Source organism: Kocuria sp. CPCC 204721, assembly GCF_040980945.1.
GTDB classification, from domain to species: domain Bacteria; phylum Actinomycetota; class Actinomycetes; order Actinomycetales; family Micrococcaceae; genus Kocuria; species Kocuria marina.
Genome location: NZ_JAVKPO010000012.1, coordinates 47,612 through 69,927, shown reverse-complemented (window position 1 = coordinate 69,927; position 22,316 = coordinate 47,612). Strand labels below are relative to the sequence as shown.

General features: G+C 70.3%; 18 protein-coding genes. 14 read left to right on the top strand and 4 right to left on the bottom strand.

Going from position 1 to position 22,316, the window contains the following annotated elements; translation table 11 throughout:
- Nucleotides 1–155 precede the first annotated feature (155 nt).
- From RF637_RS10840 to RF637_RS10800, 9 genes are all read left to right on the top strand, one after another.
- The gene (locus tag RF637_RS10840; RefSeq protein ID WP_035959299.1) at nucleotides 156–1,088 is read left to right on the top strand and encodes a carbohydrate kinase; all 933 of its coding nucleotides are present in this window, start codon (nucleotides 156–158) and stop codon (nucleotides 1,086–1,088) included.
- A 71-nt stretch (nucleotides 1,089–1,159) separates the two neighbouring features.
- Complete coding sequence (locus RF637_RS10835) at nucleotides 1,160–1,681, top strand: YbhB/YbcL family Raf kinase inhibitor-like protein (RefSeq protein WP_064847466.1); 522 nt, start codon at nucleotides 1,160–1,162, stop codon at nucleotides 1,679–1,681.
- Between the two features lie 3 nt (nucleotides 1,682–1,684).
- The gene (locus RF637_RS10830) at nucleotides 1,685–2,554 is read left to right on the top strand and encodes an HAD family hydrolase (RefSeq protein WP_167318853.1); all 870 of its coding nucleotides are present in this window, start codon (nucleotides 1,685–1,687) and stop codon (nucleotides 2,552–2,554) included.
- On the top strand, nucleotides 2,547–3,446 hold the full coding sequence (locus tag RF637_RS10825; RefSeq protein WP_368836030.1) for a glycerophosphodiester phosphodiesterase family protein: 900 nt from the start codon (nucleotides 2,547–2,549) through the stop codon (nucleotides 3,444–3,446). The genes RF637_RS10830 and RF637_RS10825 overlap by 8 nt, the downstream gene beginning before the upstream one ends.
- A 511-nt stretch (nucleotides 3,447–3,957) precedes the next feature.
- Complete coding sequence (locus tag RF637_RS10820; RefSeq protein ID WP_368844829.1) at nucleotides 3,958–5,490, top strand: ABC transporter substrate-binding protein; 1,533 nt, start codon at nucleotides 3,958–3,960, stop codon at nucleotides 5,488–5,490.
- Nucleotides 5,491–5,494: 4 nt separating this feature from the next.
- Nucleotides 5,495–6,451 (top strand): ABC transporter permease, encoded by a 957-nt coding sequence (locus tag RF637_RS10815; protein ID WP_368844828.1) that lies wholly within the window; start codon nucleotides 5,495–5,497, stop codon nucleotides 6,449–6,451.
- Nucleotides 6,448–7,311, top strand: a complete 864-nt coding sequence (locus RF637_RS10810; protein WP_098055782.1) for an ABC transporter permease — start codon at nucleotides 6,448–6,450, stop codon at nucleotides 7,309–7,311. Before RF637_RS10815 ends, RF637_RS10810 begins: the two co-directional genes overlap by 4 nt.
- Nucleotides 7,308–9,425 (top strand): ABC transporter ATP-binding protein, encoded by a 2,118-nt coding sequence (locus RF637_RS10805; RefSeq protein WP_368844827.1) that lies wholly within the window; start codon nucleotides 7,308–7,310, stop codon nucleotides 9,423–9,425. The genes RF637_RS10810 and RF637_RS10805 overlap by 4 nt, the downstream gene beginning before the upstream one ends.
- Nucleotides 9,426–9,434: 9 nt before the next feature.
- Nucleotides 9,435–10,601, top strand: a complete 1,167-nt coding sequence (locus RF637_RS10800; RefSeq protein WP_368844826.1) for a serine hydrolase domain-containing protein — start codon at nucleotides 9,435–9,437, stop codon at nucleotides 10,599–10,601.
- Here the strand turns inward: RF637_RS10800 and RF637_RS10795 are convergent.
- A complete protein-coding gene (locus RF637_RS10795; RefSeq protein WP_368844825.1) occupies nucleotides 10,534–11,502 on the bottom strand; it encodes a LysR family transcriptional regulator in 969 nt (322 codons plus the stop codon). The two genes, RF637_RS10800 and RF637_RS10795, sit on opposite strands and share 68 nt — an antisense overlap.
- 351 nt (nucleotides 11,503–11,853) lie before the next feature.
- Between RF637_RS10795 and RF637_RS10790 the strand changes: the two genes are divergently transcribed.
- The gene (locus RF637_RS10790) at nucleotides 11,854–12,807 is read left to right on the top strand and encodes a YeiH family protein (RefSeq protein WP_368844832.1); all 954 of its coding nucleotides are present in this window, start codon (nucleotides 11,854–11,856) and stop codon (nucleotides 12,805–12,807) included.
- A 28-nt stretch (nucleotides 12,808–12,835) separates the two neighbouring features.
- Nucleotides 12,836–13,897, top strand: a complete 1,062-nt coding sequence (locus RF637_RS10785; RefSeq protein ID WP_368844824.1) for an enoyl-CoA hydratase/isomerase family protein — start codon at nucleotides 12,836–12,838, stop codon at nucleotides 13,895–13,897.
- A gap of 8 nt (nucleotides 13,898–13,905) precedes the next feature.
- Here RF637_RS10785 and RF637_RS10780 read toward each other — a convergent pair whose 3' ends face one another.
- Nucleotides 13,906–15,321 (bottom strand): uracil-xanthine permease family protein, encoded by a 1,416-nt coding sequence (locus RF637_RS10780; protein WP_368844823.1) that lies wholly within the window; start codon nucleotides 15,319–15,321, stop codon nucleotides 13,906–13,908.
- A gap of 254 nt (nucleotides 15,322–15,575) precedes the next feature.
- Here RF637_RS10780 and RF637_RS10775 point away from each other — a divergent pair, with 254 nt between their 5' ends.
- From RF637_RS10775 to RF637_RS10765, 3 genes are all read left to right on the top strand, one after another.
- On the top strand, nucleotides 15,576–16,430 hold the full coding sequence (locus RF637_RS10775) for a 3-hydroxyacyl-CoA dehydrogenase (protein WP_085108652.1): 855 nt from the start codon (nucleotides 15,576–15,578) through the stop codon (nucleotides 16,428–16,430).
- Nucleotides 16,431–16,809: 379 nt separating this feature from the next.
- Nucleotides 16,810–17,592, top strand: coding sequence for a metal-dependent transcriptional regulator (locus RF637_RS10770; RefSeq protein ID WP_085108639.1), 783 nt, complete (start codon nucleotides 16,810–16,812; stop codon nucleotides 17,590–17,592).
- 246 nt (nucleotides 17,593–17,838) lie between these two features.
- Nucleotides 17,839–19,377, top strand: a complete 1,539-nt coding sequence (locus RF637_RS10765; protein ID WP_368844822.1) for a sulfatase-like hydrolase/transferase — start codon at nucleotides 17,839–17,841, stop codon at nucleotides 19,375–19,377.
- Here the strand turns inward: RF637_RS10765 and RF637_RS10760 are convergent.
- Both RF637_RS10760 and pgm read right to left on the bottom strand, forming a co-directional pair.
- Complete coding sequence (locus tag RF637_RS10760; protein WP_368844821.1) at nucleotides 19,374–20,456, bottom strand: lipid II:glycine glycyltransferase FemX; 1,083 nt, start codon at nucleotides 20,454–20,456, stop codon at nucleotides 19,374–19,376. The two genes, RF637_RS10765 and RF637_RS10760, sit on opposite strands and share 4 nt — an antisense overlap.
- A gap of 144 nt (nucleotides 20,457–20,600) precedes the next feature.
- A complete protein-coding gene (pgm, locus tag RF637_RS10755; RefSeq protein WP_368844820.1) occupies nucleotides 20,601–22,235 on the bottom strand; it encodes a phosphoglucomutase (alpha-D-glucose-1,6-bisphosphate-dependent) in 1,635 nt (544 codons plus the stop codon).
- Nucleotides 22,236–22,316: the final 81 nt, after the last annotated feature.

The window sequence follows — 22,316 nt, the reverse complement described above, 5'->3', positions numbered from 1 at the left end:
GGGGTCGCGCGGCGGTGCGCTGACTCGGGTGATGGCGCGCGGGAGCGGCGCTGCTCGTCGTGGCCCCAAGTTTACGGTGCGCGGGGGTCTTCTCCCGCCCGTGCGGCGTCGTGACAGCCCCGGTGACTCCCCGCACGCTTTGCTAACGTGGGGTCATGTTGACGGTGATCGGTGAGGCCCTCGTGGACGTGGTGTCCCGCGAGGGTGAAGAACCCCGGGCCCACGTGGGTGGCAGCCCCATGAACGTGGCCGTGGGACTGGCCCGGCTGGGTCACGACGTCCAGTTCCTGGGCCGCTACGGCCGGGACGAGTACGGCCGTCAGGTGGCCGATCACCTCACGGGCAACGGGGTGCGGTTGCCGTTCGACGCGGACGCCCTGCCCACCTCCGTGGCCCAGGCGACCCTGGATGAGACCGGTGCCGCGAGCTACGACTTCCAACTCGACTGGTCCCTGGACGTCTCCCCGGAGCGGATCGACGAGCTCCTGCGGGACACCGACGCCCTGCACGCCGGATCCATCGGGGCCATGCTGGAACCCGGCGCCACCGTGGTGGGCCAGGCACTCGAACGCGCTCGCGGCCACGCATTGATCTCCTACGACCCCAATTGCCGCCCGTCCATCATCCCGGACTCCTCGGACGCGCGCGCCCGCGCGGAGAAGATCGTGGCGCTGTCCCACGTGATCAAGGCCTCCGACGAGGACCTGTTGTGGCTCTACCCGCACCGCAGCATCGAGGACTCCGCGCGTGCGTGGCTCAAGGCCGGAGCACGGCTTGTGGTCGTGACCCGCGGGGTCATGGGGCCGTGGGCTGTCAGTCGCGGCACCGGACGCGATGGCGTGGAGGTCCCCGCCGCCCGGGTCACCGTCGCGGACACCGTGGGCGCGGGTGACTCCTTCATGGCGGCCCTGCTCTCGGGACTCGCGGACCGGAACATCTTGGGCCCCACTGCGGCGAGCGCCCTCGACGAGTTGGACAGCGCGCAACTCACGGAGCTGTTGCGCCACGCCGCGGCCGCCGCCGGGGTCACGGTCTCGCGCTCCGGCGCGGATCTGCCCACGCGCGCGGACCTGATCGACCACGCCTGATCCGCCGCTTTCCCGTGGCCGTGCGAGGCCCCCAGCTGTGTCATGACCGTAACGAGGAAAGGAACGCTCCCATGTACGACCGTCATCCCTACGCCGATCTGCCCGAACTGCCCACGTTCACAGTGACGTCCACGGACGTGGCCGAGGGCGAGAGCATGAACACGCCCCAGGTCTCCGGGATCATGGGCGCCGGGGGAGAGGACGTCTCCCCGCAGCTGTCGTGGAGCGGTGCCCCGGAGGGCACCCGTTCCTACGTGGTCACGATGTTCGACCCGGATGCCCCCACCCCCAGCGGGTTCTGGCACTGGTGCCTATCCAACATCCCGGCGGACGTCACCGAACTGGCGACCGGGGCGGCGTCGAACCCGCCCGAGGGAGCCGTGAAGCACCGCAACGACGGCGGCACGGACGAATACCTGGGCGCCGCACCCCCCGAGGGCCACGGCCCGCACCGCTACATCGTCTGCGTCACGGCCGTGGACGTCCCCGAGCTCGAGGTGGACGAGTCCGCGAGCCCCGCAGTGGTCAACTTCAACCTGTTCTCGCACGCCCTGGGACGCGCGTTCCTCACGCCCGTCTACGAAGTGAAGTAGCCCGTGGCGCCGGAACACGCCGCGGACCAGCCACCCGTCCGGCTCATCGCGAGTGACCTGGACGGGACAGTGCTGGGCCGTGACTTCCGGTTCCGGCCGCGCACCGTCGCCGCGATCACCGCCGCGCGGGATGCCGGGATTCACGTGGTCTTCGTGACCGGGCGCCCCATGCGGTGGTTGGACCCCCTGCACGAACAACTCGATGACGTGGGGGTCGTGATCTGCTCCAACGGGGCGGTGATCTACGATCCCGGCGCGGAGCGTGTCCTGGAGGCGAGCCTGTTCGACGTGAGCGAGGCCCTGCCCGTCATGGCGGACGTGGCCCGCGAGTTCCCGGATTCTCTGTTCGCCGCGGAGACCCTGGAGCGCGTCTACACGGATCACGGGTGGTCCCGTACGGACCGTATGGAGATCCGCCACATCACCGAAGCGCCCGTGAAGGAGTCGCTCGCGCCCGGCACCGAGGTGGTCAAGCTGTTGGCCAAGCTGGACGGCGCCGATCCCAATCGGTACTTCGAGCACGTCCGCGAGATCGTGGCGGGGCGGTTGTCCGTGACGCATTCGGTGGCCGCCGCACCCCTCGTGGAAATGGGGCAGCGCGGGCTCACCAAGGCCCGCACGCTCGAACACTTCGCCGCGGAGCACGGCATCTCCCACCGGGAGGTCATGGCCTTCGGGGACATGCCCAACGACCTCGAGATGCTCACGTGGGCCGAGCGCGGCTACGCCATGGCGGACGGGCACCCGCATGTGGTCGCCACGGTGGGACGCACCGCACCGGCGTTCACCGAGGACGGCGTAGCGCAGGTGATCGAGGCCTACCTGGAGCACGAACACATCGTTCCCGTGGCCCGGGAGGGTCGCCATGTCTGAGTCGTTCCGTTCCGTTCCGGCCGCCCGCCAGGACCCCGGTGCACGGCGGCACCCCGCCGCGCTCGCCCACCGTGGGTTCTCCCCGGACGGTCACGAGAACACGCTGGCCGCGTTCCGGGCCGCCGCGGAGCTCGGTTTCGTGTGGCTCGAGACAGACGTGCACACGACCCTGGACGGCGTGGTCGTGGCATTCCACGACCCCACGTTGGAGCGCGTCACGGGCACGAGCGGCAACGTCAACGACCTCACGTGGGAGCAACTGCGGGAAGTGCGCATCGGCGGCACCGAGGAGATCCCCACGCTCACCGAGCTGCTGCGGGCGCTGCCCGAGGCGTGCCTGAACATCGACGTCAAGGACGAGGCGTCCGTCGCCGCCCTGCCCGGGGTCGTGGCGCGCGAGCACGCCGCGCACCGGTTGCGCGTCACGTCCTTCTCCGAATCACGACGACGCCGCGCGCTCGCCGGGATCACCCGGCTCACCGGTGAACGGGTCCGGTCCTCGGCCGGGACCCTGGGCACCGCGGGATTCCTGGCCGTGTCCGTCGTGGCACCCCTGACCGACCGGGTGTCCCGGAAGATCGCGCCCGCGCTGTGGCGGGCGCACATCGCGGCGTGGTCGCGCCTCGTGGCACCGTTCGACACCCTCCAATTGCCCGAACAGCACCCGGTGCGTTTGCCCGGGGGGCACCGGTTGACCCTGCGGATCGTCACGCCCGCGTTCCTGGACCTGGCCCACCGCACGGGGCTGTCGGTGCAGGTGTGGACCGTCAACGACCCCGCGGACATGAAGCGCCTGCTGGACATGGGGGTGGACGGGCTGATCACGGATCGGGCCGATCTGCTCAAGGACGTCCTGCAATGCCGGGGTCAATGGCCGCCCGACCCACTGTGACACCTACCCCGGATCGCGCACCCTTGTGCGCCGTTCCGGGGTAGGTTGAATGTGATCCAGAGCACCAGTGGGCCGTTCCCGCCGGGTGAACCGACCCGTCGGCCTCGATCACAGGGAGGAAGTATGCGACGCACGTCCAACATGTCCGCCCTGTTCCGCAAGTCCGTGCTGCGTCATCTGACATCGCAATGCGTGCCGGCCGGGCGCCGGATCATGGCCCCCCGCCTGAGCAAGATCCCGTAGCTGGACGAAGCTCGCCCCTCAATCGGTGTCGCGCGTCCCGCGACACCCTCCGAGCGTCACGCTCGTCGCCGCCCTGTTGCGTGCCCGGGATCGTTCACCCCTGCGAGGAACCATGAACCCACGACCGTCACTCCGTCCACCCCGCACCGCACCGTCCGAGTTACCTCCACCCGATTGCCCGCCGTCGGCCCCGGTGGCCGGGGTCCCTGCGGCGCGGGGTCCCGGTGGTGGATCCGCGCGGTACGGCGCGTTCTCCCGGCGCGGGTTCATGGGACTGGGCGCCGCGGCGGCGTCGTTCGCCCTGGCCGGCTGCGCTGCGGGCGAGCAGCCGGGCGCGGCGGCGATCCGCGCCACGGGCGCACCGCAGCGCGGGGGCATCTTGCGTGTGGGTCTCACGGGCGGCGGTGCGTCCGACAGCGTGGACGCCCACGTCCCGGTGGGCACCGCGGATGCCGGGCGCGTGATCAACCTCTACGACGGGCTCTACGAGTTCGACGCCGACTACGTCCCCGTGCCCGTGCTCGCCGAGTCGGCCACGCCGCAGGACGGCGGGCGCGAGTGGCTCGTGCGGCTGCGCAAGGGCGTGGTATTCCACGACGGGCGTCCGTTCACCGCGCGGGACGTCGTGGCCACGTACGACCGGGTCACCGACCCGAAGGACCCCAAGACGGGCGCTTCCGGGCTGGCCCTGTTGCGGCGCACCGTGGCGGTGAACGATCACACGGTGCGCTTCGAACTGTCGGAACCGGATGCCATGTTCGTGGACTCGACCGCGCAGTACTCCATGGGGATCGTGCCGGTGGACTACGACCCCGCCGCACCCGTGGGCACCGGCCCGTTCCGGCTGGGCACGTTCGAACCCGGTCAACTCACGGTGCTCGAGGCCAACCGGGACTACTGGCGGGAACCACCGTTCGTGGATGAGGTCCACCTGGTGAACTTCAACGACCAGGACGCGCTGGTCAACGCCCTGCTCTCCACCCAGGTGGACGTCGTGGGGCAGTTGCCGTTGTCCCTGATCGACGTGGTCAACACGGACCCGCGGCTGTACACCGTGGTCTCCGAGACCGGTAACTGGCTGCCGTTCACCATGCGCGTGGACACAGCACCGTTCGACGACGCCCGCGTGCGGGAGGCGTTCCGCCTCGTGGTGGACCGGGAACAAATGGTCGAGCAGGTCTTTTCGGGGCACGGCACGGTGGGCAATGACATGTACGCTCCGTTCGACCCGGGGACACGGCGGCTCGAGCAGCGCACGAGGGACGTGGCCCGGGCCCGGGACCTGCTCACGCAAGCGGGTCACCCGGACGGGCTCGAGGTGGAACTCGTGACGGCACCCATCCAGTCCGGCGCGGTGGAGGCCGCCCAGGTCTTCGCTGAGCAGGCATCTGAGGCCGGGATCACCGTGAACCTGCGCCGCGTGGACACCACCACGTTCTTCGGGGACGGCTATCTGCAATACCCCTTCTCCCAGGACTTCTGGTACACCCGCAGCTTCCTGCCCCAGACCGCAAACGGGACCCTGCCAGCGTCCCCGTTCAACGAGACGCACTGGGCGGATCCCGAGTTCATTGCGCTGTACGAGAAGGCCCGGGCCACGCTCGACGACGACGCGCGGCACGACCTCGTGGCGCGGGCCCAGAAGCGGTTGTACGACGCCGGCGGGTACATCGTGTGGGGGTTCTTCAACCAGGCGGACGCGTACCAGAATTACGTGGGCGGCGGTTCCGAGCACCGCGCGGGGATGCCCGTGAGCGGGTTCCAGCTGCGCACCCTCTGGATCGACCGGGAAGGGAAGTGATCGCGTGGCCGCCATGATCCTGAAACGGCTGGGCATCTCGGTCTTCGTGCTCCTGGCCGTGTCCCTTCTGGTCTTCTTCTTTACCCTGTTGCTGCCTGGTGACCCGGCCCAGGCGATCCTGGGCCAGCAGGCCACACCCGAACGGCTTGCCGCTCTGCGCGAACAACTGGACCTCAACGCCCCGTGGTACGAGCGCTACCTCTCGTGGGTGGGCGGTCTGCTCGTGGGGGACCTGGGGACGTCGGCCGCCACGGGCGGTTCCGTCAACGCTTTGCTCGCGAGCAAGGTCTCCGCGTCTGTGGTGCTCATGGCCATCGCGGCCGTGATCGCCATTCCCGTGGGGCTCATGCTCGGCACGTGGTCCGCGATGCGCCGGGGCCGCGCAGCGGATCAGGGGCTCACGGGGATCTCGCTCGTGCTGGCGGCGCTGCCCGAGTTCGTGATCGGCGTGGCGCTGACCACGCTGTTGTCCACGACCGTGTTCCGCTTGCTGCCCTCGGTCACGATGGCCGCGCCGGGCACGCGTGTGTGGGACTACCCGCTGCAACTGATCCTGCCCACCCTGACCCTGATCCTGGTGGTGGTGCCCTACATGATCCGCATGACCCGCACCACCATGGCGGACGTTCTGGACTCCGGGTACGTGGAGATGGCCCGGCTCAAGGGGCTGCCCGAACGCCAGGTGATCTTCAAACATGCCCTCCCGCACGCCATCGGGCCGGTGGCCCAGGTGGTCGCGATGCAGCTCGCGTGGCTGGCCGGGGGCATCGTGGTCGTGGAGTTCCTCTTCCGCTATCCCGGTCTCGGTCAGGCCATGGTGGACGCCGTGAACACACGTGACGTCCAGGTGGTACAGGCGCTGTCCATGATCATCGCGGCGTTCTACGTGATCGTGAACCTGCTCGCCGACGTGGTCGGGATCCTCGCGAACCCGAAACTGCGTACGGAGTCCCGCTCATGAGCGCGCAGAGAACCTCGGAGTCGTTCACGCGCCGTGTACTGCGGCAACCGGCCGCGAAACTCGGCATCGTGCTCACCGCCATCGTGCTGCTCCTCGCCGTGCTGGGGCCGCTGGCCGTGCCCGCGTGGACCGGGTACGGCACCAACTCGTTTGCGGGCAAACCGTTTCAGACCGGCGTCTTCGGCACCGACAACCTGGGCCGTGACGTGCTCTCCCGGTTCCTGGCCGGTGGCTGGCGATTGCTGCTGTACTCCGCGCTCGCGACCGTCGTGGGCGTGGGCCTGGGCGCCGTCCTGGGGATGCTCGCCGCGCTGCGCGGCGGGTGGTTGGACTCGGTGATCATGCGCTGCGGGGACGTGTTGCTCGCCATCCCGCAGCTGGTCTTCGCGCTGCTGGCCGTGACCGTCCTAGGTCCGCAGGGCTGGGTGCTGGTACTCGTGATCGGCGTGACCCACGCTCCCCGGGTGGCGCGCGTGATCCGCGCTGCGACCGCCGGGGTCGTGGCCGAGGACTACGTCCTGGCCTCCCAGATGTACGGCGTCCCCCAGTGGAAGATCCTGGGCCGGGACGTGGTGCCCAACATCATGGGCCCGCTCATGGTGGAGGTAGGACTGCGGCTGACCTACTCGATCGGCGCGGTGGCCTCCCTGTCCTTCCTGGGGCTCGGGATGCAACCGCCCACCCCGGACTGGGGCCTCATGATCAACGAGAACCGGATCGCGCTGTCCTTGCAACCGTGGGGTGTGATCCTGCCGGTCATCGCGATCGCCGTGCTCACGGTGGGGACCAACCTGATCGCCGACGCCGTGGCCGGCGCCTCCGCGGGCCGCGTGCGCACCACTGGGAAGGGAACTCGATGAGACGCTCGGAACAGAAGGCCCGCGCCGCGGCTCGAGCCAACGCGTCCGGTGCCGACGGCCCGCACAACGCCTCCGGTGCCAACGCCCCACGCAATGCTCCGGACTCAACGGGCGGCGGTAACGCCCGCCCCACTGTAGGCCGGGACAACTTCCCGCACACGACGGGTCGGGGCCCCACTTCCGCCACGACGGACCGACGCGCCGACGACCGCGGCGGCGGCGTCCCCCGCACCGTGGTGCCCCGCGCGAGCGTGGACACCGCGATCACGGTGTCCCACCTGAGTGTGGGGGTCACTGGCGGCGAGCTCATCCTGGACGACGTGAGCTTCCGGCTGCACCCCGGGCGGATCCTCGCGCTCGTGGGGGAGTCCGGCTCCGGCAAGACCACCGCGGCGCTCGCGTGCATGAACCACCTGCGCGCCGGGCTGGAACTGCGCCGCGGCACCGTGGAACTGCACGCGGGCGCGTCCCGCTTCCACCCCGAGGCCGTGGACCTGCTGACGCTCACCGAACGCCGGACGCGCGGGTTGCGGGGCGGGACGATCGCGTACGTGCCTCAGGACCCCGCGCTGTCGCTCAACGGGTCCCTGCGTGTGGGTGAGCAGATCGCGGAGGTGCTGCGCGCCCACGAGTTCGGCCGCGATGCCCGTGTGCGTGACGCCCGCGTGGCCGAGGTGCTCACCGAGGTGGGCCTGCCGAGCGATCGCGCGTACCAGCGCCGGTTCCCGCACGAGCTCTCCGGTGGGCAGCAGCAGCGGATCGGGATCGCGATGGCGTTCGCGTGCCGCCCCGCGGTCATCATCCTGGACGAACCCACCACGGGTCTGGACGTCGCCACGCAGGACCTCGTGCTGAAGACCGTGTACGAGCTGACCACCAAGCACGACGTCGCGGGGCTCTACATCACGCACGACCTCGCGGTCGTGGCGCAGGTCGCGGACGACGTCGCGGTCATGCTCCGCGGCACCATCGTGGAGCGGGGCTCGGCCCGGCAGGTGCTGCACCACCCGGAACACCCCTACACGCGCACGCTGCTGGACGCGGTTCCTGACATGGCGGGCGCCCGCGAGATGGGCGGCGGTCCCTCGGTGGCACCCGTCCACTCGGTGCGTGCGCCGTGGGACGACGGCCTCGGTCGGGAAGACGGGCTCGGCGGGGACGACGTCGCCGGGCCGAGCCGGTCGCGCGACGCGAGTACCCCGCGCAGTGAGGAGGCGACGGGGGGGCGCGGGAGCGGCGTCGTCGAGCCCCGGGCGAGCATTGAAGCTGGAGGTTCCGACCCATCGCGGGATGCCTCCGAGGTGCCCGCGGCGTCCGGTCCCGGGGCGGCGGGCGGCGACCGCGCCTCCGTCGAACCCGTGGTCGCCGTGCGGGGCCTGCGGATGGCGTACGGGCGGGCGGTGATCCTGGACGGGATCAGCATGGACCTGCCGGCCGGGCGGACCACCATGCTGCTCGGGGAGTCCGGCTCGGGCAAGACCACGCTGTCCCGCAGTGTGGCCGGGCTCAACGACCGCTACACCGGGCAGGTCCTGCTGGACGGGCGCGTGCTCGCGCCCGGGACGCGCCAGCGCACCCGGGAGCAGCGGCAGCGGATCCAGTACGTGTTCCAGTCGCCGTTCTCATCGCTGAACCCGCGGCGCAGCATCGGTGACTCGCTGCAGGTGCCGCTCGAGATGAACGGGGAGCTCTCCCGAGCGCAGCGGCGCGCGGCCGTGGCGGATGCGCTCGACGCCGTGCGGCTGGGACGCAGCTACATCGACCGTCGCCCCGGTGACCTCTCGGGCGGGGAGCGGCAGCGGGCAGCCGTGGCGCGGGCGCTCGTGAACGCGCCGTCGTTGTTGGTGTGCGACGAGATCACGTCCGCGCTGGACGTGTCCGTGCAGGCGTCCGTGGTCGAACTGCTGCGGGAAATCCAGCGCGAGCGCGGGCTGGCCATGCTGTTCGTGACCCACAACATCGCCCTGGCGCGGCACATCTCGCACCGGCTCGCGGTGCTCGAGCACGGGAAGCTCGTGGAGTACGGGCCCACGGACACCGTGCTGCGCGACCCTCGGCACGAGTACACGCGGTCCCTGCTCGAGCATGTACCCACCCTCGAGAGCGCGGGCTGAGGTGGGACGATGACCGTCCGAAGCCGGGTCGAGTTGACGACGGCGCACACGAACCTGCGCGGTCCCGCCGTGAGCCGGGTGCGTGAGACCTTCGAGGAGCACCTGTCCCGCGCACACGGAGGGATGTCCTTCTGCGTGTACCGGGACGGGCGCCCGCTCATCCGGCTGCACGGGGGATCGTTCGACCGCCGGTCCTCCCCGGGGGACGCGGTCGAGCGGCCGTGGGACGAGCACACCCTGGCCGTGATGTTCTCGGGGACCAAGGGGGTCTCCGCAACCCTCGTGGCCATGGCGGTGGACCGAGGGCTGCTGGATGTGAACGAGCCCGTGGCGCGCTACTGGCCCGAGTTCGCGGCCCGCGGCAAGGAGCATGTGAGCGTGGCGCAGGTCCTCGATCACACCGTGGGACTCGTGTACACGGATCCGGAACCTCCCGCCGGAATGCTGGACGCCTCCGCGCATGCGGCGGTGCTCGCGCGGCAGGAGCCCCTGTGGGACCCCGGGAGCAAGGTGGCGTATCACGCGGTGACGTTCGGGCACATGGTTGAGGAGTTGCTCGTGCGGGTCACGGGTCACCGCGCCGGACAGCTGCTGCGCGAGCACGTGGCCCGGCCCCACGGGCTCGAGCTGTACCTGGGACTGCCCGCCGAGCTCGAGGACCGGGTGGCTCCCGTGTTCCGCGCCCCCGGGTACGCGATCAGCACGTTCCTGGAGGATCCGCAAAGGCGCGCCATCGTGGAGCGGATGTACGGCAACGCACTGCTCGGGGAGGAACTGCCCGCCAATTCCCGCGCGTTCCACGCGAGCGGACTGGTCTCGGGAGGCGGGATCGCCGGTGCGGATGCGATTGCGCGGTTCTACTCGCTCGTAGCATCGGGTGAACTCGTGTCACCGGCGACCCTCGAGACGTTCACGCGCACGTGGTCCCACGGCAGGGACGCGGTGAATGACCGGCCCGTGGCGTTCGGGCTGGGGTTTGAGGTGCAGGACCCCCTGTGCACGTACGGCCCAGTGGAGCGGGCCTACGGTCACTCCGGCGCGGGCGGCTGCCTGCACGGGGTCTGGCCGGACGCGCGGATCGGTTTCTCGTTCCACACCAACGAGATGCTCAGCGAGAACGTGGACCGCCGGGCCAAGGATCTGCTGGCCGCGCTCGCGCAGTGCGATCTGGGCTGAACGGGGTGGCGCGGTGCGCGTGCGCCGCGAGTTCCACGAGGTGCCACGCGGCGCCGTCCGTGTCCAGACCCGCGCGCCACACCGCGCGCAGATCACGGTCCAGCACGCCGCCGAACACGGGCACGCGCACCAGGTTCTCGCGCTCGACCTCCGCGGCGACGGCGAGCGCGCTGAGCACCGCTGGGCCCACCCCGGCCCGCACGGCACCGAGGACCGCCGCGTTGGAGCTGAGCTCCATGGCCGGGGGCACCGGGACGAGGGGCGCGAGCGCGGCGAGCAGTGTGCGTCGCGTTCCCGATCCTTCTTCACGCATGACCAGCGGGGTGGCCGCGAGTTCCGCAGCCGTCAAGGGCTCGGTGCGCTGACCCCACGGGTGGAGCGGGGCCACCACGACCTCCAGTCGGTCCCGAGCGACCACCGTTTCTCGCAGCCCCTCCGCGGGATCCGGGCTCTCCACGAAGCCCACGTCCACCACGCCCCGGCGCGTGCGACGCATGACTTCCGCGGAGTTGCACGCGAACAACTGCAGCTCCAGCCCCGGGTGGGAGTCCCGCAGCCGGGACAACCACGTGGGGGCCAGGTACTCGGCCACGGTCACGGATGCCGCGACCTTCACGTGCTGGGTCCACTCGAGGCGCAGTTTCTCGATTTCTGTCGTGAACCCGTCGTACTCCGCGAGGACCCTGCGGGCGCGCTCGGCCACGGCGCGGCCCTCGGGGGTGGGTCTGGACCCGGTGGGTGAGCGCTCCAGCAGGCGCAGCCGCCACATCCGCTCGGCGCGGGCCACGGCGCGTGAGACATTGGGCTGGGCCATGTCCAGCGCGCGGGCGGTCGCGCCCATGGAGTGGTGGTCCATGACGGCCACGATCACGCGCAGCAGGGAGAGATCGACCTCGGCCATATCAGCAGTGTATGACCCAATGCTCAGATCACGACTACCCGACGGGTGTTCGCGCGAGCACAGTGGAGGCATGGCGACGGGTCACGAATCTTCCCACGGCACCCCTGACGGGACAAGCGCCCCCGGCGGGGCAGGCATACTCGGTGGGACTGGTGCGCTCGCTGGGCGGGCCGCTCCCAGCGGCGCAGCTGTCCCGCGAGGAGCGGCGTCGACTGCGTCGACCTCGGCAACCACCGCAGCCGCGGCATCGGCCATGCATCCTGTTCCAGTGGCGCGTGCGACGATGCCCGCGCCCCCGGCTGCCCCTGGCACCGAACGGCAACCGGGTTCCCGTGCGGCGGTCCTCCCGGGCTGGCGTTCTGCGCTGCGGGCATGGCCGTATCCCTCGTGCTCGGGTGGTTGATCCCGGGGGTGAGCCCGCTGCTGATCGCGATCGTCGTGGGCGCCCTGATCGCCAACGTGGTCCGGCTGCCCCGGGTTCTGGCTCCGGGGATCGCCGTGGCCGCCAAGTGGGTCCTGCGCGTCGGCATCGTCCTGCTGGGGCTGTCCGTCTCGCTCCAGGACATCGCGGGACTCGGCTTCGGGATGATCGCGGTCGTCGTGGCCGTGGTCGGCGTGGGCATCCTGACCACGGTGTGGATCGGCGGCCTGATGGGGGTCCCGCGTGCACAGCGCCTGTTGATCGCGTGCGGGTTCTCGATCTGCGGGGCCGCCGCCGTGGCCGCGGTGGAGGGGGTCACGGACTCGGAGGACGAGGACGTCGCGACCGCCGTGGGACTCGTGGTGCTCTACGGCAGTCTGATGATCCCGGTGATCCCGCTCCTCAGCGGGGCCCTGGGGTTGACCGAACACCAGGCCGGTCTGTGGGCGGGCGGCTCGATCCATGAGGTCGCCCAGGTCGTGGCCGCAGGCGGGGCCATCGGCTCGGCGGCACTGGCGTCCGCGGTGTTGGTCAAACTGACCCGCGTGGTCATGCTCGCGCCGATCATGACGATCGTGGGGATCCGGGCGCGCCGTTCGGGCACCGCCGCCCGCAACGGCAAGCGACCCCCAATCGTGCCCCTGTTCGTGGTGGGGTTCGTGCTCGCCGCGCTGGTGGCCTCGAGCGGCGTCCTCCCGGAACCGGTCATGGGAGCCCTGGGCACGCTGGAGACGTGGTGTCTCAGCATGGCGATGTTCGCGCTGGGGCTCGGGGTGAAGGCCAAGGAACTCGTGCGAGTGGGTTTCAAGCCCGTGCTGCTCGGTGCGATCTCCACGGTCGTCGTGGCGGCCACCGCCCTCGGGGGCATGCTGGTCGTCACATGAGCCCATGGTGCTGGCTAGCATGGGAAACATGAAGGCTACTGAAGAATCGTTCGTCCGGGCCGAGATCCAGGGCCAGACCGGGCTGTTGACCCTGACCCGTGACAAGGCGCTGAACGCGTTGAACCGCAGCATGTACCACCAGCTGGTCAGCGCACTGCAGATGTGGCGGGACGATCCCGCGATCACGCAGGTCGTGATCCGCGCGCAGCTCGCCAAGGCGTTCTGCGCGGGCGGGGACATCAAGGAGGTCCGCGAGGCGGCGTTGGGTGGCCGCCAGGACGAGATCCGCGACGCCTTCGGCACCGAGTACTCCATGAACGCGATCATCGCGCGCTACCCCAAGCCGTACGTGGCCATCATGAACGGCATCGTGATGGGCGGCGGCATGGGCCTGTCCGTGCACGGTTCGCACCGAGTGGTCACGGAGACCACGCAGATGGCCATGCCGGAGACTGCCATCGGCTTCTTCACGGACATCGGGGCGAGCTATTTCCTGCCGCGCGTCACCCGGGGTGCCGGTTCCTCGACCGACGACGACGCCGCTCGCCACGAATCCCTCGCCGTCGCCCGCTACCTCGGGCTGAGCGGTGCGCGCATCAACGGCGCGGATGCGATCGCGCTGGGGCTGGCGGACACCTACATCGATTCCGCGGACGTGGACGCGTTCGTGGACACCGTGCTGGCGGACGGAGTGGACGTCGCGACGTCGTCGTACGCCAAGCAGGCCCCGGAATCCGAACTCGTGGGGCGCTGGGACGAGATCGTGGCGACCTATGGTGCGGACGGCTTCGAGGAGGTCGTGCGCAACGCGGGTTCGGACCTGGACGGGATGAGCCCCACGTCGCTCGCGCGCGTGTTCGAGCTGCTGCAGCGCGGCGCGCAGGACGACGACGTCGTCTCCTGCCTGCGCCGCGAACTGCGTATGGCGGAGGACACTGCGGTGGGCCACGACTTCATCGAGGGCGTGCGCGCCATGGTCGTGGACAAGGACAAGAACCCGCAGTGGGAGCCGGCCACGGTGGCCGAGGTGGACATGGACCGGATCCGGAACGTGGCGGATCAGGAATCGGACCTCCCGATCAGCGTGTGAACCGCGGGTCAGCCCAGCGGTGACGGGCTCTGCGAAGAGTCCGGGGTGAGGGGGTCCGAGCCCACGGAACCGCGGGCGCGGGCGATGGCCGCCATGAGGTGGTAGACCACCAGGGCGGCGGCGGTGCCCAGGGCGATGCCCGCGAAGTCGAGCCCGGCCACGGACCAGGTGTAGTCGCCGATGCCCACGATCATGGCGATTGCCGCGGTGGTGAGGTTGACCGGGTTGGAGAAGTCCACGCGGTTCTGCACCCAGATCCGCACACCCAGCATGCCGATCATGCCGTACAACACCGTGGCCGCTCCGCCCAGCACACCCTGGGGGACCGTGGCCACCGCGGCGCCGAAGACGGGCAGCACGCTCAGCAGGATCGCGACGAGCGCGGCCACCCAGTACGCGGCGGTCGAGTAGACGCGCGTGGCGGCCATGACGCCGATGTTCTCCGCGTACGTGGTGGTACCCGAACCGCCGCCGGAGCCCGCGATCATGGTGGCCAGACCGTCCGAGATGATGGCGCGGCCCATGTAGGGGTCCAGGTCGTCGCCGGTCATTAGGGCCACGGACTTCACGTGACCGATGTTCTCCGCCACGAGCACCAGGATCACCGGGATGAACAACCCGGCCAGGTTGAGGTGGAACTCGGGGGAGTGGAACTGGGGCAGGCCGAACACGCCTTGTTCATCCCATGCGGCCTGGATCGAGGTGAAGTCCACCTCACCGCGGATCACGGCGGTGACGTAGCCAATCGCCACGCCCAGGAGGATGGACAGGCGGCCCAGCAGCCCGCGGAACAACACCGAGATCAGGATGATCGAACCCAGGGTCACGAGGGCCGTGACGGGTGCCGCGGTGAAGTTCTGCTTGGCGGAGGGGGCCAGGTTGAAACCGATGAGGGCCACGATGGTGCCCGTGACGGCCGGTGGCATGAGTTTCTGCAGCCACTCCGTGCCCGCGATCTGCACGATCACGCCGATCAGGAACAGCGCGGCACCGGCCATGATCACGCCGCCGAGCGCGCCACCCGGACCGTACTGGTTCACGGACGCGGTGATCGGGGCGATGAACGCGAACGAGGACCCCAAGTAGCTGGGCACCCGCCCCGCCGTGACCACCAGGAACAGCACCGTGCCGATGCCCGAGAAGAACAGCGTGGTGGCCGGCGGGAAGCCGGTGAGCAGCGGCACCAGGAACGTGGCGCCGAACATCGCGACCACGTGCTGCGCGCCGATCGAGATGGTGCGCGGCCAGGCGAGCCGTTCCCGCGGGGTCACCACATCACCGGGGGCCACGTGCCTGCCGTCCCCGTGCAGCCGCCAGTTCAGGCCCAGGCGCTCGACGACGCCGCCGCGCCGGTCCTGCTCGCGCGGCGCCTGCTGCTCGTGGCGCGTGGGCGGGGTGTGGTCGGGGGAAACCGGCGAACTCATGGGTGCTCCTTGTCCTGGGCGGGCCGTGGGTGCCGCCCCGAGGATTCTAGTGCGCGGGTGGGGGCCCGACTGGTTGTGCGGGGCCCACGCGCGGTGGTGCGGTGCCGCGGGGGGTGGCCGTGCGGCGTTGTCGGCGCCTGGCGAGAAATCTACGGGCGAGTAGGGTGAGTGACGGGGGCCACGCCCGTGGCCACCGGGCCCGCGGGAGGCCGACTCGCGCGAGCGTGACTCACACAGGAGTGGGGGAGGACATCATGGCTGAACTGACCAACGTGACCGTGATCGGATCCGGGGTGCTCGGATCGCAGATCGCTTTCCAGGCGGCGTACTTCGGCAAGACCGTGACCGTGTACGACATCAGCGAGGAGATCGTCGGGGCGCTGCCCGGCAAGTGGGAGAAGCTGTCCCTGCTGTACACGCGGGACATGGCGGCCACCCCCGAGCAGCTGGAGGCGGCCAAGGCCCGGTTGAGCGGCACCACGAACCTCACTGCGGCGCTCGCGGACGCGGACATCGTGATCGAGGCCGTCCCGGAGAACCTGGAGCTCAAGAAGAAGGTGTGGGCCCAGATCGGACAGGCGGCACCGGAGAAGACCATTCTCTGCACCAACTCCTCCACGCTGCTGCCCAGTGACATTGCCGAGTCCACAGGCCACCCGGAGCGGTTCCTGGCGCTGCACTTCGCCAACGAGGTGTGGCGCAACAACACCGGTGAGGTCATGGGGCACGCGGGCACGGACCCCGCCGCGGCCGAGGCCGTCCTGGAGTTCGCCGGGCAGATCGGGATGGTGCCCATCCACATCCAGAAGGAGCAGGCGGGCTACATCCTCAACACCCTGCTGGTGCCGTTCCTGACGGCGGCATCGCACTTGTGGGTCAACGACATCGCACAGGCCGAGGACATCGACAAGACCTGGCGCACCGCCACCGGTTCTCCCCTAGGCCCGTTCCAGATCCTGGACCACGTGGGCATGGAGACCTATTACCAGATCAACATGAATGCGGGGACCGAGGAGTCCCAGCGGGTTGCGGAACGCGTGAAGCGGGAGTTCATCGACCAGGGTCACATGGGGCGCAGCTCCGGGCAGGGGTTCTACACGTACGAGTGATGCCCCGGCCGAGCCCCGGTGTGGAGCCCGGCACGGCCGCGGCCTACGATGGGCAATAACGGAGCACATGCAGATCTGAGCGCCATTTTCTGCGTTTGCTCCGTTATTGCGCGCCTCCTGCGGGAGTCATTCCGCCGCAGCGGCCCGGCGCGCAGGCGCGTCACCGTCGCACGGCCTGACGATGTCGCACGGTGACCCCTCGCACCCAGCCGACGGCGCGGCGTCGCCGGGTGCCGCGCCACCCGAAGCGACCCCGGGCACACCCCGGGCGCGGCCCCCGGAGGGGGTGCAGCGTCGTCGTCGCCGTCTGTCATCCCCGGCGCGAACGCCGCGGGGCGCACCCTTGGGGACGTCCCCGGAGGGCCGCTAGGCTTAACGCGTGCACCCCGCAGAGCTGAGCCCGTCCACCCAGGACTACCTGAAGACCATCTGGCGGCTGGGCGAGTGGGAGCCGGAGCGGGTGACCACCACGTCGCTGGCCGCGCGAATGGGTCTGGCGGCCTCCACCGTGTCCGAGGCGCTGAAGAAGCTCACCGCACAGGGCCTGGTGACCCGGCCCGCATACGGGGTCGTGGAGCTGACCGCCGAGGGACGTGACGTGGCCGTGCACATGGTGCGCCGCCACCGCATCCTGGAGATGTTCCTGGCCACCGAGCTGGGTTACGCGTGGGACGAGATCCACGACGAGGCCGAGGTTCTCGAGCATGCCGTCACCGACCGATTCATCGACCGTGTGGACGCCAAGCTCGGCCACCCGTCCGAGGACCCGCACGGGGATGCGATCCCCTCGCGGGACGGGGTGATCACTCCCGCCCCGGCCGTTCCGCTCGGGGACGTCACCCACCCGGAGCCCGTGCGGGTCACGCGCGTCTCGGACGAGAGCCCTGAGACCCTGCGGGTGCTCGCGGAGGCCGAGATTCGGCCGGGCGCGGTGCTGCGGGTGCTCCCGGGTCCGGACCGCAGCGCCACGGTGCGCGTGCGCGTAGCCGGCGGGGGCACGACGCCGGGCGGTGACGTCCCGGGGGGCAGCTCGCCCGCAGCTCTGGTGACGCAGGGGCCGCCCGACGTTGTGGGGACGGTAGCGTCCGGTGGGGTCACGGTGGAACTCGGCATCCTCGTGGCGGAGGCCGTCTGGGTGCAGGCCCTCACCCACGCGAGCTGAACGGGACAGGCGCTCCCCGGCCCGGCTGCGGACAGCATCAGGCTCGCGCTGGACCGAGCGGCGCCGCCTCGGACAGTGGGCTCCCCTGCTGCGTCCGGCGCCGTCGCGGGCCCACAAGGTGAATAGCAGGTGACCGGAACATGTCCTACCCTTGAAAGAACACGAATATGTAGGCGGCGGCACACCATGCCCGGGCCGCGGCGGTGCCGGCTGGCACCGGTGATCGAGGAGCACGAGGTCCACAACATGTCCGAGGGTTTTCTGCGTGCGAGCAGACGGCTGGGCCGGTGGACGGGCCGAGGGCTCTGCTACGGCCTGATCTGGCTGGGACTGACCCTGCTCGCGGCGGGCGGGATCATCCGGCACTACTGGGGTCAGATCTCCGTGGGGCAGATGCGCATGAACCTGGTGTCCGTGCAGACGGACGGCGGCGGCGGGTCGATCGTGTGGGTCTCGGTGCTGCTGATCGGCGTACTTCCCGTGCTGCTGACCTTGGCGGTCGCGCTGGGCCGGTGGGTGTGGCGGCGCCGCCGCCTGTCCGGGCACACTGCGCGCGCCCCGCGCGGCGTGGTCCGCTCCATCTCCGCGATCGCGGTGGCGGCGGTGGTGGTGGGGGGTACCGCGAGCTTCGCGTCCGCGGTGGACCTGCCCCGCTACGTCAAGGCCGCCAAGTTCCCGCATGACATCGGATCGCGCTACGTCCAGCCCACCGTCACCGGGGACGCGGGCAAGCGCAACCTGGTGGTGGTCTACCTCGAGTCGGGGGAGCAGACCCTCGCGGACGACCAGCTGTTCGAGAAGAACGCGTTCGCGCCCCTGGAGGACGTCACCCGCGCGGAGGACGGCTGGCGCAGCGTCACCGACCTCCAGCAGTACGAGGGCGGCGGCTGGACCATGGCCGGGCTCACATCCACCCAGTGCGGCATCCCCCTCAAGAGCTCGGGGGAGGGCCTCAGCTCGAGTGACATCGGCGCCGGGATGGAGCAGTACCTGGGAGGCGTTACGTGTCTGGGGGACGTGCTGCAGAACCACGGCTACACCAGCACGTTCCTGGGCGGGGCCAACTCCTCGTTCGCCGGCAAGGACGCCTTCCTGCGATCGCACGGCTACACGGAGGACAAGGGGCTCGCGGACTGGCGGGCCGCCGGCGAGCCGGAGCAGAACTTTCGCGGCGACTGGGGGCTCAGCGACGAGCGGCTCATGGCCCACGCGAAGGACGAGGTGGACCGTCTGCACGCCCGCTCCGAGCGCACGGGCCAGCCGTTCAACCTGTCCATGCTGACCCTGGACACCCACGAACCGGTGCACGTCTATGACTCTTGCGGCGTGGACACCCAGAACCAGGTGACCTCGGTGTTCGCGTGCTCCATGACGCAGGTGGCGGGCTTCATCGAGCACATGAGGGTCCAGGGCTACCTGGAGGACACCTCCGTGGTGGTCATGGGGGACCACCTCAAGCACATGAGCGCCGGGGACGCGTTCCACGAGCAGCTGGACCACCACCCCAACCGCACCATCTTCAACCGCGTGTGGATCCCGGGGGAGTCCTCGGACCAGCCCCTGCGGGCGGGCGCGGACCAGCTGTCCATGTACCCCACCCTCCTGGAGGCCGCCGGTCTCTCCGTGCACGACGGCGCCGCGGGCCTCGGCGTGTCCGTGCGCCGCCAGACGCCCCCCGAGGGCTCCGTCCAGGCATTGGCACCGGAGGACTACCGGGACTTGCTGGACTCGCTGTCCTCGGACTTCTACGCCCGGGCCTGGGACGGGCGAAACCCGGTGGGCTAGTTCGAGGCGCGGGAACCCCTGGCCTCGGACACCGCCGTGCGCGCCCGGGCGCGGAGCTGGACCGCTCCGTCCCGGGCGCGACGCATTCCCCGGTACGCCGCGTAGCGGGCACGGCCGACGGGCACGTCCCACGTGCCGCCCAGTGCCACGTCCGCGCCCCCGAAGGAGCGCTTGAACGCGCTGAAGCCCGTCCACGGATGATCGGGTCGGCTCAGGGGCGCGATCCCGAAGAGGTCGCCGACCGACTGACCCTGCGCGGCGGCGTCGAGCAGCGCCTGGGCGATCAGCGGCTGGTTGGGTCGCAGCTTGCGCACCGCCGCGTCCATGCCGGAGTGCGCGAAGATCCGCGTGGTGGGGGAGTCGTAGGTGAGCAGGGCGCTGACCACCGTGCCGTCCACGGAGCTCAGGTACGCCGTGCAGCTACCGGGCGGTCCCAGGGAGCGGGCCGCAGTGCGCAGGTACTCGGAGGTCTGGGCCGTGAACCCCTTGCGCCCCGCGGTGCGGTGCAGCAGCTCGATCACGGTATCCGCGGCGCTGGGGTGCGAGCTGGACGAGAGGGTGAGACCCTTGTCCCGGTGCCGGCGCCACAGGTTGCGGTTGGTGCCCGTCATGGCCTTGAGGATCGCCTCGGGCGGACGGGTGAGATCCACCCAGCGGGTGTGGGCGGGCTGGATGTCACGCGGAGCGGGGCGGGCGCCGTGCGCCCGGAGCAGGGCCACCAGGGAGGCCGCCGTGGCGTTCTGTCGCTGCACCGCGTCCCCGAAGGGCGTCTGCGCGGGAGCAGGCAGCTGCGGTTCCACCCGCAGCCACCCCACGGACTCGGCGCGGGCGGCCTCCCGCAGGGCCTCGAGAGCGTCCGGGAGCGCTGCCGGATGCTGCAGCACGGGCCCGTAGGGCGCGTACCAGATCCGGCCGGCGCGGGATCGCTCCTCCACCACCAGGGCATCCCATCCGGGCCCGTGGAGCCTGTGGGTGGTACGCCCCAGATCGGTCTGGAAACGCTCCCAGGGCTCGGACTGCAACATGCTGGATGGGCCCAGAGAACTCGTGGAATCCGGGCGGGCGGGGGTGGACCTCATGCAGGGGTGTCATCCTTCGGTGATGTGCCCCCGGGGCGAGGGGTCTGCCACGGTGCCGCGAGGGTCGCCCCTCATTGAATACGCATACTTATCATCGGTCAACACCTCCTCCCGCACCCGCCCGGTGCGGGAGGCGTTCCAACCTCAGCCGATCACTGAATCCACGAGCGCCTTGGCCTCCTTCTGGACCTGCGCCAAATGCTCCGCGCCCTTGAACGACTCCGCGTAGATCTTGTACACGTCCTCGGTCCCGGACGGCCGGGCCGCGAACCACGCGGATTCCGTGACCACCTTCAGTCCGCCCACAGTGGCGCCGTTACCCGGCGCCTCGGTGAGCTTGGCGATGATGGGTTCCCCGGCGAGGGTCTCCGCGGTGACCTGCTCGGCGGACAGCTTCTTCAGTACGGCCTTCTGCTCGCGATCGGCCGGGGCGTCGATGCGCTCGTACACCGGATCCCCGAACTGCTCGGTGAGTTCCGCGTAGCGCTGCGACGGCGTCTTGCCCGTGCGTGCGGTGATCTCCGCGGCGAGCAGCGCCAGGATGATGCCGTCCTTGTCAGTGGTCCACGCGGAACCGTCCATCCGAAGGAAGGACGCGCCCGCGGATTCCTCCCCGCCGAAGCCGATGGATCCGTCCAGCAGACCGGGCACGAACCACTTGAAGCCCACGGGGACCTCCACCAACCGGCGGCCCAGCGAGTCGGCCACGCGGTCGATGATCGAGGACGACACCAGGGTCTTGCCGATCCCGGCTTCCGGGGACCACCCGGAACGGTTGCGGTAGAGGTAGTCGATGGCCACGGCCAGGTAGTGGTTGGGATTCATGAGCCCGGCATCCGGGGTCACGATGCCGTGTCGGTCGCTGTCGGCGTCGTTGCCGGTGGCGATGTCGTACTCGTCCCGGTTGCCGATCAGGGACGCCATGGCCGAGGGGGAGGAGCAATCCATGCGGATCTTCTCGTCCCAGTCCAGCGTCATGAACGCCCACTGCGGGTCCACCTCGGGGTTGACCACGGTCAGATTCAGCCCGAAGCGCTCGCCGATCTCCTGCCAGTACGCCACGGACGCCGAGCCCATGGGATCCGCGCCGATGTGCAGCCCGGATTCCTTGATGGCTTCGAGGTCGATGATTTCCGGCAGCGCGGAGACGTAGCTGTCCAAAAAGTCGAAGGTCCCGGTGGTCTCCGCGGCGGCGGCCTCCTCCAGGGGCACCCGCTCCACACCATCGAGGCCCGCCGCGATGAGGTCGTTGGCGCGGTTCGCGATCCACTCGGTGGCGTCCGTGTCCGCGGGGCCGCCGTGCGGGGGGTTGTACTTGAAGCCGCCGTCCGTGGGCGGGTTGTGGGACGGGGTGATCACGATGCCATCCGCGCGGTCCTCGGGCTCGGAGGCGTTGTACGTGAGGATCGCGTGGGACAGCGCCGGGGTGGGCGTGAAGCCGTCCCGGGAGTCCAGCAGGGTGCGCACGCCGTTGGCCGCGAGCACCTGCAGCGCGGTGTCCTGCGCGGGTCCGGACAGCGCGTGCGTGTCCTTGCCCATGAACAGGGGGCCGGTGATCCCCTGCGCGGTGCGGTACTCCACGATCGCCTGCGTGATCGCGGCGATGTGGTGCTCGTTGAACGAGGTCTTCAGTGAGGACCCGCGGTGCCCGGAGGTGCCGAATACCACGCGCTGATCAGGATCGTCCACGTCCGGGACGCGGTCGAAGTACGCGGCCAGGAGCTGGTCGATGTCCACGAGGTCACTGGGTTGGGCGACGGTGCCCGCACGGTTAGCCATGGTTCAAACCTAGTCCCGATCGCGGCGCCCGTCAGTCGTTTTCCGCAGGTTTCCGCGCACCGCACGCCGGGGCCCGAACGG